The organism is Ruegeria sp. CDSB113 (genome assembly GCF_059611045.1).
Genome location: NZ_JBXWOU010000007.1, coordinates 193,422 through 205,658, shown reverse-complemented (window position 1 = coordinate 205,658; position 12,237 = coordinate 193,422). Strand labels below are relative to the sequence as shown.

9 protein-coding genes and 1 pseudogene are annotated in these 12,237 nt (G+C 53.4%); 1 reads left to right on the top strand and 9 read right to left on the bottom strand.

What is annotated here, in order from left to right; translation table 11 throughout:
- Positions 1-52: 52 nt before the first annotated feature.
- The 7 genes and pseudogenes from AC2FIS_RS14325 to AC2FIS_RS14295 form a co-directional block, all read right to left on the bottom strand.
- A complete protein-coding gene (locus AC2FIS_RS14325; RefSeq protein ID WP_496774019.1) occupies positions 53-259 on the bottom strand; it encodes a hypothetical protein in 207 nt (68 codons plus the stop codon).
- Positions 260-328: 69 nt separating this feature from the next.
- Complete coding sequence (locus AC2FIS_RS14320; protein WP_496774018.1) at positions 329-604, bottom strand: hypothetical protein; 276 nt, start codon at positions 602-604, stop codon at positions 329-331.
- 10 nt (positions 605-614) lie between these two features.
- Positions 615-818: pseudogene (locus AC2FIS_RS14315) on the bottom strand (transposase); the annotation flags it as partial.
- A gap of 86 nt (positions 819-904) precedes the next feature.
- On the bottom strand, positions 905-2,425 hold the full coding sequence (locus tag AC2FIS_RS14310; RefSeq protein WP_496774017.1) for an adenylate/guanylate cyclase domain-containing protein: 1,521 nt from the start codon (positions 2,423-2,425) through the stop codon (positions 905-907).
- 33 nt (positions 2,426-2,458) lie between these two features.
- Complete coding sequence (locus AC2FIS_RS14305; RefSeq protein ID WP_496774016.1) at positions 2,459-2,824, bottom strand: response regulator; 366 nt, start codon at positions 2,822-2,824, stop codon at positions 2,459-2,461.
- An 18-nt stretch (positions 2,825-2,842) separates the two neighbouring features.
- The gene (locus AC2FIS_RS14300; protein WP_496774015.1) at positions 2,843-5,443 is read right to left on the bottom strand and encodes a response regulator; all 2,601 of its coding nucleotides are present in this window, start codon (positions 5,441-5,443) and stop codon (positions 2,843-2,845) included.
- Positions 5,444-5,544: 101 nt separating this feature from the next.
- The gene (locus AC2FIS_RS14295) at positions 5,545-6,294 is read right to left on the bottom strand and encodes a Tll0287-like domain-containing protein (RefSeq protein WP_496774014.1); all 750 of its coding nucleotides are present in this window, start codon (positions 6,292-6,294) and stop codon (positions 5,545-5,547) included.
- Positions 6,295-6,703: 409 nt separating this feature from the next.
- Between AC2FIS_RS14295 and AC2FIS_RS14290 the strand changes: the two genes are divergently transcribed.
- Positions 6,704-7,264 carry a CHAP domain-containing protein gene (locus AC2FIS_RS14290; protein ID WP_496774013.1) on the top strand — a complete coding sequence of 187 codons (561 nt, stop codon included), beginning with the start codon at positions 6,704-6,706 and terminating at the stop codon, positions 7,262-7,264.
- 795 nt (positions 7,265-8,059) lie between these two features.
- Here the strand turns inward: AC2FIS_RS14290 and AC2FIS_RS14285 are convergent.
- Both AC2FIS_RS14285 and AC2FIS_RS14280 read right to left on the bottom strand, forming a co-directional pair.
- Complete coding sequence (locus AC2FIS_RS14285; protein ID WP_496774012.1) at positions 8,060-10,732, bottom strand: DUF6493 family protein; 2,673 nt, start codon at positions 10,730-10,732, stop codon at positions 8,060-8,062.
- Positions 10,729-12,072: an SWIM zinc finger family protein gene (locus AC2FIS_RS14280; RefSeq protein ID WP_496774010.1), complete on the bottom strand. Its 1,344-nt coding sequence runs from the start codon at positions 12,070-12,072 to the stop codon at positions 10,729-10,731. Before AC2FIS_RS14280 ends, AC2FIS_RS14285 begins: the two co-directional genes overlap by 4 nt.
- Between the last annotated feature and the right edge of the window lie 165 nt (positions 12,073-12,237).

Here is a 12,237-nt window from a genome sequence, read left to right as displayed (position 1 = left end):
CAAGACAGACGAACAACTTGGCAATACCCAAACAGCGCCTTTCTGCGCACGCCTACCGGTGTTCTTCGAGAACCCAGTCTTCGGCATCGCTGTTCCAGAATCTGTTGGGATTGTCTTCGTCGACTCCGCTAATGTGGAGCGTCCGGAGACACTGGCTCAAAAACACAACCGGTTCTTCGTAGGGGTGAGATGCATAAATGGCCTTCAGAACCTGCACGGCTTGGGCTTCGTCACAGCCCAAGAAAAATGATAGTTCCACGCAAGGTACTTCGACCGCTTTCTCTGTCGCAGCATTGCGTCCGCTCCCTAGTGACCTAAATTTCTGGGTTCACGACTTTGTCTTATATGTCACGGAATCATAGCTGCCGTACTTCAGCCCATCCTCGATCAGAACCGCATCCACGATCTTTTGTGCATGTGCATCGGGTACCTGAACAATAATTCGCAGGCCCTCTTCGGATACGAACCTATCATTATCGAACGTGGGTTGTTCCATTATTGCCTCCAACTGATGTGCAGTCGGAATAACCGGGATCGGTGTCACTGGCAGAAAAGACAGTTCGTTGCCGGCCGAAGTATCAGACTGGATTGAAGAGATAGACATTCAGTTGGGTCATGCCAAACTGGCGCTCAAGTGCGCTCCAGGCCTGTATCGCCGCGTCACTGAATTGGCGTTGCCGACCACGTTTGCCCACCGGTGGTGGCACCCAGACCATCTCTGGATCAAACCAAATCGAAAGTGAGCCGCGTTGCTTCAGCGCGGTGTTGTACGAAGGCCAGTTCCTGGTCTTGTACTTCGTAGGGGACCAACTGCTCATGCCCCTCAGCTATCACGATGGATTCACACAGTGATTCCCATCAGCCGATTTGTGCAACAAAGCCCCTCAAAGCCGTATCACAAGCCTTATGATACGAAGTAGGACGTTATTTCTCCCACTCCTTTAACGAAATGAGTTTGCGCTTCCGCGTTGGGCAAATGGTCACCCAGCGCATCCTTGGTTTCGGCAGAGATGTGGATGTGCCCCGACCTGCCTGTGGCCTCGAGACGGCTGGCAAGGTTCACGGTTTCCCCCCAAACATCATAAATTGACCGTTTTCGCCCAATCAGACCAGCAATGACCGGTCCGGAGTGGATGCCAATGCGGATTTGCAAACCCGCGCTACTTACTGTGCTATCAGACATCGTTCTAAGGATGTCACGTGCAAAGTTTACTGCCGCGTGGGCGTGGTCCTCGCGATGCAACGGGATACCCGATGCCGCCATGTAGGCGTCTCCAATCGTCTTGATTTTTTCGATGCCGTGCAGGGTGGCCAGGTCATCAAAAGCAGTAAACAAGTTTGACAGTTCAAGGATCAGGTCACCGGCGTCCATGCGGGCTACCAGTGGTGTAAATTCTACGATATCCGCGAATATTATGGTGGCGCCGACAAAGCGATCAGCGATGTTTGTCTCGCCATCGTTTAGTCGTTTGATAACCGGCGCGGGCAGCATCGAGTGCAGCAATTTGTCTGCCCTGTCACGTTCGTATTTGATCTCATTTGTGAACGCCAATTCCTTGGCGCGCCAGCGACTGCGTTCCATGCAAGCATCCACACGCGCGTGCAGTAACACCGGGTCGATAGGTTTTGGCAAATAGTCCTCAGCGCCGACACTGATGCATTTGGCAATAGCGTTCGTCTCGTTCAGACCTGAAACCATAACTACGGGTATTTCGCGCCAAGACGGATCTTTTTTCATTCTTTCGAGGACGTCGATGCCATTTACCTCTGGCATTAGGATATCCAACAGAACAAGGTCGAACCCCTCGCGATCTAGTGCTTCAAAAGTTTCGCTAGCCGAGCCAACCGATCGCACACTGTGCCCTCGGCGCTCTAGCAAACGAGTTAGGATTTCCCGATTGGCCGCCTCGTCATCAATCACCAAGATACGTCCGGTCAGGGCTTCGCGACTGGCATCAGAGTTCGCAAGGCTGCGTTCAAGGCTGGCCGCAATTTCCTGATCCCGGTCAATGTCCTCAGCGTTATTCTGAATGTCTGCATCACTGATGGTGCTGTCGATCTGTAGCGCCAGCTTACGCGCTTCGCTCAGGATCGCGTTTATGTCCCTGCAAGCGGACGGCTTCAGATCTGTCTCGAAGTCATCCAGCACCATTTCCGAATAACCAATGATGGCGTTGATCGGTGAGCGTAAGTCATGCCGTAATTTTGCCTGAGCGTCTTTGTCGGCGGTGATTTGGTGCGCACCTTTCCCCAACAATTCGATCATCTGAACAAGGTTGCTGGCGGCAACGCCAATCTTTTGCAAATCCTCCAGCGCAGCCTCTGGCCCTGTTCTGCGTACTTCCTCGATCAGCAGGTTATGAAACCCAACAATCGCTTCTGACGGCCCATTAAGGTTCTGGGAAATGCGGGTGGCTAAAGCCAATTTGTCTTTTCGGTTTGTTGAAACCATGCAGCGCTACCCGTCCAGCAGTTTTTTAATAATCTCCAGCAACCCAGGCAGTTCGATCGGCTTGGTATAGAATTCGTCGCAACCTGCCTCCATGGCCTTGTCACGATCACTCTGCATCGCATGGGCGGTCAAAGCGACAACGGGGATAGCTTTCGTGTCTGGGTTTGCTTTTATCTGTCTTGTCGCCTCCCAACCGTCGATTCCAGGCAGGCTCATGTCCATCAAAATCAGATCTGGTTTATCCGATAGGGCTTGTTCAACGCCGGCCTGACCATCGCGGGCCGATACGGTTTCGTAGCCTTTTCTCTGCAGTCGGCGCGACAGCATGTCGAGGTTCATATCGTTGTCTTCCACAATAAGTATCTTTGCCATCGCCTTAGACTTTCCGATTTATGAGTAATCCTGTAACTGACGTTTCAGTGCCGCAATCAGATCACCTCGACCCGTATCGCCTTTGCGAATGACTTCATCTGAATGGGCTTTTAACCAATCCAGCTCGTCCCGCGTGAGGTCCTTGGATGTGGCTACGATCACCGGCAAATCTGCAAGCCCATCGGTTGTGCGAACCGTTTTGAGAACATCGAAACCGTCAACATTCGGCATCATGATATCCAATACCATCAGAGTCGGCCTTTTGGATTTCAATTGGCTGAGCGCGCCGTGACCGTCCGCCGCCTCGCGCACTGTCCAACCGTTGCGCGTCAAAATACGGCGAAACAGGTTCCGCGTTGACATATCGTCGTCAACGATCAGCACATCCTTGTCACGCCCCGTGGCGATTGAATCTAGTGTTGAAATCAGCCGTGCTGGATCAATGGGTTTAATCAGGTGTTCGATCGCTCCGAAGGCAAGACCCATGTCGCGATCCGCGACAATCGTGGCCAAGACAACGGGTGTCTCGCACAACTTCGGGTCTGCCTTGAGCTCTTTCAACATAGACCAGCCGTCGCGTTCGGGCATAATAACGTCCAGAAGAATGACGTCGGGCTTTTGCGCGCGTGCCATTTCCATGCCCGCCGCTGCGTTCGATGCCAGCAAGACATCATACCCTTCTTCGCGCACGATTTGTGCAACCGCGTTCCGTGCGTCTTCTTCATCATCCACGATCAGAACGCGGCCCAAAGCAGTGTCCGGTGACGCTTCACTGTGATCGTCAACCAAGGTGGACACAGCAGCATAGCGCGCCGGAATTTCAAAAGAGAAGGTTGATCCAACACCCTCTTTGCTATCGACAGTTATGTTTCCGCCCATCATACGCGTAAATTCCTGCGCAATGGCGAGCCCTAACCCGGTACCCCCGAAATTTCGCGTAGTAGACTGATCAGCTTGGACGAACGCCTGGAACAGCTTGTCGCGTTGCTCCGGCGTCATGCCGATACCTTCGTCTGTCACTGAAAATCGAAAGTAGTCCTGGCCGTTTTTTTCCAGTTTGGAGACAAGAAGCTCAATCTTACCACCTTCGGTGAACTTCGCCGCGTTAGACAACAGGTTGAAAAGGTTCTGCCGGAGCTTGGTTTTATCGGTTTCGATCTCGTCAGTGTCTGCGAGATCACAAGAGAGAACCAGTTCATTTCCATTCTTGCTCACCAAGGGCACCACCGTTGAAGCGACTTCGTCCAACAAGGGTCGGAGGGCGAAGCGTTCCGGGTACATTTCCATTTTGCCCGCTTCGATCTTGGATAGATCAAGAACGTCATTGATAAGCGAGAGAAGATGCCGCCCGGATGCCATGATCTTCTCCAGATCATCCGTCGCAGTCTCGAACCCCATATCCTGCGCATCTTCGGACAGCATTTCGCTATAACCGATGATCGCGTTCAGCGGTGTACGCAACTCGTGGCTCATGGAAGCCAGGAACTGGCTTTTTGCAGAACTGGCGGCGATCGCCTGCGCGTTGGCTTCTTCAAGTTGTTCCTGTTTGGATTTAAGGTCAGAAATATCGCTATAAACGGCGACCGTGCCCCCGTCTGGAGTCCTGCGTTTCGATACCTGAATCCAGGCGCCACCCAGTAAGACTTCTTGGTGATCCCCATCAGGACTGAGATGTCGTTCAAGCCGGCTGCTAATCCACTCTTCGTCAGGTACACCATCGGTATCAACCGATTTTCGTTCCAGTTGCAGCCGCAAGATATCCTCGAACCGCGTGCCCGGCCCAAGTATGTCGTCTACATGTGCAAAAATGCTGCGGAACCGGTCGTTGAAGAGTATGAGTTGATCCTCGTTGTCGAACAGCGCAAATCCATCTGGGATTGTTTCAATCGCAGTGAGGATTGTATTGCGCTGGGCACGCGCTTCTTCTTCTAGTTCGCGCCGTTTGTCCTGGCTGTCGCGAAGGGCCCTTAGCGCTTGGGACATCCGGCCCAGCTCATCAGGGCCTTCGGGCGGCAGCGTGACATCCCGTTCACCCCGGATTAGGCCTGAAATCGCAATGTTGATTGCATGCAGTGGCACAACGATTGACCTCAGAGCACGCCACGTAAGAAGCGCTCCCAATATCACAATGACAACACATGCAATGATCGCTCGGTTCATCGCAGCCTTGGCGGCAACCGTTGCTTCATTTCTGGTTCGGTCGGCACTTTCCGATAGGTCATCGACCAATTGCGTCAGCGTCTTGTCGACGGCATCACTGGCCACTCGGGCCTGTGCAAGTAAAGTGTTTCCCAGCACCCTGTTACCATCTGTGTAAGCATCGGCCGCTCGCATAGAAGTTTCGTAATAGGAGTTTGCCTGCTCTTGTACACTGGCTGCGGACTCGGGTGCAAAAGCGGCGAGCTGTTCGAGGCTGCTATTGAGTTTCGTGCTTGCTTCGTTCGCGCGCCGTTCTGAAAGGGTCAGTAAGCTGACAGAAAGATCCGTCAGCCAGTACCTCATTTCTCCAAATTGACGATCTGCCTGGCCTGCCACTTCCAGCCGGTGAAACTCAGTATTTGCGTCTTGTATGCGGGCTTGGTTCCGCGCCAGATCGTAGACCATCACGATCGTGCTCACGACCAAAGCGGTTAACAATAGCGCTGACAGTGATCCAATGCGCACCGGAATAGTGTTTTCGGACACCCACTTCCAATTGTTACTCAAACCAGATTCTTGTTTCATCTAAAAAGGGTTATGCTGATTGCACCTGCCAGATCCCCAAGTTGCCCACCTTCCTTTGGGAAACCGGTCACATCCGTTTCACCTGCTGGCGATCCGTGGCATGAAAGACAGGAATCAGAGTAGTATTCGGGGATCAGCATACGGAAAGCGGGTGTTCCTGAAACGTCAGCTTCTTCAAAAAATGGCTGACCTTCCGCCCAAGAAGAGTCCTTGAACTTTTCCTCGATGACCGAGTTTTCCCAAGTATCGGGACGGGCCATGCGATTGCGGACAAGTTCCGAGGGCGCCGTTACCTTGACCACTGCAGATGTGCCAATTTCATCTGCGAACTGTTCATTTACCAACCGGGCAAAAATCGCTGGAATAAAACCTTTGAAAGCCACTCCTTCAGCATTTATTATCTCTTGGTTTGCGTCGATAACAGTGACCATAGCGTCCAGTTGCGTTTCAGTAAGCTTACGCTCCAATGGGTCCAGTCCATCATGCAGCGGTGGTTCGCCATTGGCCTCCAAGTAGGCCTGAATAACTTTCTCGTAAAAAACGTCACCGGATAGACCTTTGTCAGTGACGGTTGGATCGTTGATTAGTTCCTGGCTGTTTGACACCACACTTCGGCCGGCTCGCAATACCGCCGCTAGTCGGTTGCCCGTCTCAACCTCTTCTGCGGTTTGCGCCGCAACACCATCCGGACTAAGCGGACAGAATGTACTCAAAATGACCGCTGCTGCTAAAATTGAATTCTTCAAAAGACCAACGCCTCCACGCAAAGTCGAGTGCAGTGACAATAAGATAGACTAGCAAAAATTCTCCAAACTGTCTTATGAATTCGGCCCGACCAGAGTTGTACAACCAAAAATTGAGTGTAGTTAATGTCGGCTGAGCTAGTGATCACGCTGCTTGTGCGCCAAACAGATTTGTCCGCAATTCAGATAGCGAGCGAAGTTTCGTGAACGTCGGTTCTGAGCCTTTTGCTACTTCCTTATCCAAGCGCAGAATTTGTCACCAGAAGTGCATATGCGCCTTTCATCTAAGCCATTGGGCTAACGGTGGCACAGGGAACTGGCAATATCTTGCTGGGGAATTGGCAGGCCTCTTTTCATTCTTGATCAAATCAGCGTAGAAACCCGTTAATCTTCGAACCGGCAATGAAGCGTCTTGCAAAACAGCGCCCATAAAACAAATACGATTTGGCCACGCTTTTTTGGTACCGCCCGAACCGCGATCGCGATTGGGGTTCTTAGTCTTTTCTCTGCCTGCGCTAAGAGTCCAACCGATGCGGACCTTAATCCGGAACGTCAGTCAATGGCTCTGCGCGAGGTCGCGCAAAAGCAAGCCCGTGGGCAAAGAGTGTGGTGCGTGCCCTATGCACGGAACCTCAGCGGTATCCAAATTCGCGGCAACGCCAAGGATTGGTGGGGTAGGGCGCGTAGTATTTTTGAACGGGGTAATGAACCAGCCGTCGGTGCAGTGATGTCGTTTCGAGCAACCAGCGGGATGCCTTTGGGTCATGTGGCTGTCGTGTCCAGTATTGTCACGGACCGGGAAGTCATCGTGAATCACGCCAACTGGCACCGCAATAAAGTATCGTTGAAAATGGGCGTCAGGGACGTATCCAAAAACAATGATTGGACCTTGGTCCGGGTCGAAACCAAGCCGGGCCAGTATGGCAATTTCTACCCGGTAAACGGGTTTATCTATCCGAAAGATGGCGGGTAACTCAATTTCTGTTCGCGTCTGCTGCGAGGTATCCGAATGTGTCCAGGCGAATTCCGCTTCGGTCGTGATGCACGGACACTAACCTTTTGCGCAGGGAAGCCGAACGTGGGTATCGTCCGCACCGCAACTGTCCAGGGTTGAAAAACACAGCATCTTTAATTTATTGCTCGCTTCCTGTGCATTGCCGCCGTCGCTGAGGCCAAGTACTTCTCCCGCCGCGAAGATCTGGTTGGTGGCCATTGAGTTTTTGGATGAGTTTTGGTCGAGGCCGGTATTTTACCCAATTTACGTCAATGAGCTTTGGGTTTTGTGCCCCAAGAAGTTGTTATCCAAGTAGATAGCACGAATTCAAACGCGTTCAGCAAAAATCCAAAAGTAAGCGGTCATGATAGATTTGGTGCGTTTGCCATCCACCGATTGAGTGTTGAAACAGTTCAACTACAAGTACATCTGCTGCGGCCAAGTACGCAATGTTAACCGTGTTCTCAACGACCCGTTGTGTTGGTGTAAGCTCGGTCCTCACACTCCAAGAGGATAGAAGAAACCAACCAATCCCACGTCGAAGAGCAAATCTCGACCGAAGTTGGGATGTATCAGTAGAGCAAAGAAATTGGGACGCGGCAACCAACGCCTCCCGATCCTGGCAGACGCACGCATGAAAGCACTTACAAATAGATTTCTCCCTTGAATGCCGTCTCCCCCAAGAGCATTCCGCTGCTACGATAAGCAGTCAATTTGAACCGTCTAAATTGGTCCGGAACGCCGATAGCGCGTCTCTTGATCTTGCTGTGGTCGTCAGTTTTGGTCTTTTAGCCCCAAGAGCTTAATAGCGAACTTAGCTGCCTTCCCGCCCCGGGGTATCCCCTTGAGCCAGGCCAATGTTTCTGGGCAAGTAGGGACGGTGCTGCTGGAGATATGAAGCTCATAGAGCAGTTCCAGCATCCCACCGATGTTTCGCGGTGTCTTATCCGGTGCGAATTTCAAAACCAATGTCATCACGTCACGGCTAAAGTCGCCCGCCCCTGATTGCGCTATGGCAGCGAGCCCTTTGGTCCAACGACCCGTCGGAAGTGCGTCAATCGCCAAGAATTTTTTGAGTGCGTCTGCGAACAGTTTCACATCTAATTTGTTCGACAAGGCCAACTCTGCAATAACATCTGACGTGAGAGTAGTGACTGAATTGTCCGCGGATGCCAAATAATAAACCAGCATGGCATGCCCGATGGGACCGACGGTGATACCCGGCCTCAGCAAGGGCTCCATAAACCCCAGGCAGTAGTGATCCGACAGCTTTTGGTCGGTCTCGAGTGACAAGATGCCCTGACGGAAAAAGGATTCTTGCCAGCCTGGCCGCAGCAGCGATACCCAAGCCACATCCTCAATCACGTTGCCGCAGTTTCCGGCGTTCCAATCGTACTCCGGGTTTGGCGGATAGAACATCGCTGGTATAGCGGCAGTTGGGTTCGAACGGTTGAGATTCTCAACAGGGATCGCGATGCGGGGCCAATAGTACGGACCATCGATTGCGTCTTCGCGCCAGGTTTTTAGCGACGTCTGGGCCGGAATACCGCAATCGGGCAGATTTGGTTTGAACAGATCAGCGACACGCCGGTCCACGTCAGTCGGTTGACGCGCTGCCCAGGCGGCCGCCCAAAGCGGCGCGGTCTTGCCCGGTACTACATCAGCCCCCAATGCATACATCACGGCACTTTCATACTCGGTCTCTCCCACTAGTTTCGACAGCGCATCTGCGCCATCAACTCGTGCAAGTCGCAACAGAGCAACCTGCAAATCAACACTGCCCGGTTCTATCCCCCTTTCACGATACGCGATCAGACGTGTGACCAAATCATCCGCTGTGATACGGCCGGACGTGTCTGACGGCATAGAGAGCATCGGCAAAGCATGCCCCTTGATAACCATCGCAACGATCTCGGCATTGCGATCCATCAAAAGGCGGCCAAATGTCCCATTGGACAAACCCATCTGGGGGGCGGACTTGTCCAGGTCCTGCCAAAGCGTGTGTCGCTCCGTTCCCTCTGCCAGATCGCAACCCGTTATGGACAGTGCTAGTCGCACGGTGCTGTCATTGGATCGATCAAATAGTTGCCGCGCCCGTTTCCTCAACGGGGACAGGACATCGTTGCAACGACGCAGTGACGCGCCGAACCGCGAAATACCGTCCATCGCGCGTTCAATCGCGAACGGGTCGCGATGGTTCTCCAGAACCGACAGGAATAGCGCCAGTGCCTCATCCGGTTCTGCAACTGGAGCGATGGCAGTGGCTTTGGCCGGTTGTCTGGTAAGTGTGGCCTCCTGTGGGTCATCACCTTCCACGCCAGACAGCTGGGCCATACGCACGCGTACTGATGGGGCAGCCAATGGCACATAGTCGGCCACCGTCGCACGCACCGCAGAATCCTGCGCCCCACCCAACTTTTCTATCAAATCCAGTGCCTTGTTCTGGATGCCCGCGTCTTCCGCGGCCAAGGCAAGCGTAGCGACCTGAGCTGCCTTTGCCGACAAGGATGGGTCGCGCTTCGCCGCTCTCGCCACAAGTCGCAGACCTGCGGACACGGTACCTTTGGCGCGCGCGAGCAAGGTAGGTTCGAGTGCGTCGAGTAGCGCATTTGACGAAATGGCTTGCACCTTATCGGCTGTCTGTACAGCCTGGATCGCAAACGAGACAGTCGGTGGCACTGCCGATGACAACAGCCTCAGATATCTCGGTGCTCTGTCTGTTATTTCCTGTTGTGTAGGTTTGAGGGCTTTGTGAAAGCGCGAATACCAACCGGCAACAAACTGGCCAAAGTCGCGATCCAGTGCGTCAAGCGAGGCATCCAGCAGCCGACCGCGATCCAGCTTGCCAGCCTCAGCGTAACGCAGCAACTTGTATTCCCATGTAGACCTGGGCGTGGTGTATTTATCGCAGGCTGCAAGACTGAACTCGCCGCCTCCCTCAACCTCAAAAAACCGCCAGACGTCTTGTGACAAAAAGACCTCTTCGTTGATCTCGCCGCTGCTCTGCACGCTTCCCTGCGCGTAATATCCCAAGATAAACGCGTCGCTGGTTGGGTGGGGGCATAGACCATTTTCCCAGATCGATGCGATACGCGGGATTATGTGCGGGTTGTCTTCGATCACAGAGGCGACCCACGCCTCGATCCAGTCTGGTTGAAGGGCTCGCAACACATCGTCGATGCGGGGATTTTTGGGCAGTTGCCACAGCTTGATGGATTTCAGTTCGGACAGGGTTGCGGTTGCCAACACAGCCACGATGACAGCATCTGCATCTTTGATCTTCGGTCGGTCCGGATCTTTGTGATAAACCCAGATCGTCGCCTTGAAGAGATGCATGATGGCTTTGGAATGATTGCGCCGGTCGGTCCATGGCATGTCGACCATGTGCTGGAGAACGGTCCCAGCCTTGTTTTTACAGATGAACCGGATGAGGTCCTCTTCGGTCATTCTTGCTGCTCTAGAAACATCTCAACTGCAAGCACATGTTTGCATGGGCCACGTTGCTGGCCGTTCTTGGCATACCAGGGGCAGGTACAGCGCCGGTTCTCAGCATCGTGCTGCACACGGTAGATGACGCCATCGCTGACAACGTCGGCCGTCAGGTCATCCAAAATCTTTACAGCCCCGTTGGCCAACAGTTTTCCCGCCGCCTTCAGTCTTGGGTTCAGCGATGTGACGCGATCCAGATCGAATGGCAGGACCCTGTGAAAATATGACCCAGTGCTCAGATCGAAACCGACCAAACCGATTGCTGCAAGTTCTGCCAGCGCCGCACCTATGGCATTGTGCGACAGGCCTGTTGCTTCGGACATCACGTCGACGTCTATCCGACTTTGCCAATTTAATTGGGCGCGTACGGCTGCGGTGGCCACACCATCAGATGTAGCAAGCTGGGTCAGTAGGCCACCGTCGCCGGAAAAGCCGCGCCATGGATTGGCATTCAACACCAAGTGCAAGCGCTGTGCACCCAGATTCATCACCCAGGCCGTGGCACCCGTCTCGTTGTTTACAAAGACATCAATGCCATCGACCTTGGGAACCAATTTGTCGAGCGCGCGCAGACGGTGTCCGCCCCGCAAGGGCACAGCGCCCTGCGTTTCACGTGCCGACAACCGGGCAAGGCCGCCGGAAAGCGACACCCAATGCATGGTATCATCCTTGCTGCGCGGCAAGCTTTGAAAGAATCGCTGTGCTGCGACACAAGAGAGGCGGAACGCAGGTTTCATCCCTGACATGATGATCTGAACCTCGGCAAACCCCTTGATCCAACGTGGTGGCAGCTGCACCTTCTTTTCGACCAGCGCCTTGCCGTCATGGACGAATTCGACGGACTGAGAACCAATTCCAATATCCAGAATCGCGTCCCTTTCGATCGTGGCGAGGGCGCTCCGCAACTCGGATCCGAAGTCCACATTTGTTGTACCATTCTGGCGGTGGCTCACCTCCAATGCTGCATCTCCAAGGTCAAGGCGAATGTAGGCGCTGCAACATGCCGAAAACCCTTCAAATCGGACTGCGCCCGGACTGACCGTCGCGACCGGGTCAGCTTCGCGCAAAATGCGCGCCAGCATAGATGGCGGCACGTAAAACCGGGACCCGACGATTTCCGAGACGGCCCGCAACGATCGCGCCGTGACGTCAGGAAAAAGTGCCCGCGCGGTGAGAAAGTTGCGGTCTGGTTCGTCAGAGCCCACGGCTTCACAAGCCAACGCAAGACGGCGATGGTCAGTTGTGCCACTCAGCGAGGATGAGACGGCATAGGTGTAGCGTTGCTCAATGACGGACAAATTTGCAGATCCTCTACATCGACAATAGAAAAGGTTCGCAATTCCCGCTTACTGTCCATCCCTATGATGAGCACACCAGCCTTTTTGATAATTATGTGACCAGAACACCTAATGTAGGAAATCAAGCTCTTGAGAGAATTAACATGAGAGAGCGGTCCAATTCTG

What these genes read in the sequence shown, in the direction of transcription:
- AC2FIS_RS14320 (WP_496774018.1), bottom strand. Translation starts at nt 604, where the DNA reads ATGTCTATCTCTTCAATCCAGTCTGATACTTCGGCCGGCAACGAACTG.
- AC2FIS_RS14305 (WP_496774016.1), bottom strand. Translation starts at nt 2,824, where the DNA reads ATGGCAAAGATACTTATTGTGGAAGACAACGATATGAACCTCGACATG.
- AC2FIS_RS14285 (WP_496774012.1), bottom strand. Translation starts at nt 10,732, where the DNA reads ATGACCGAAGAGGACCTCATCCGGTTCATCTGTAAAAACAAGGCTGGG.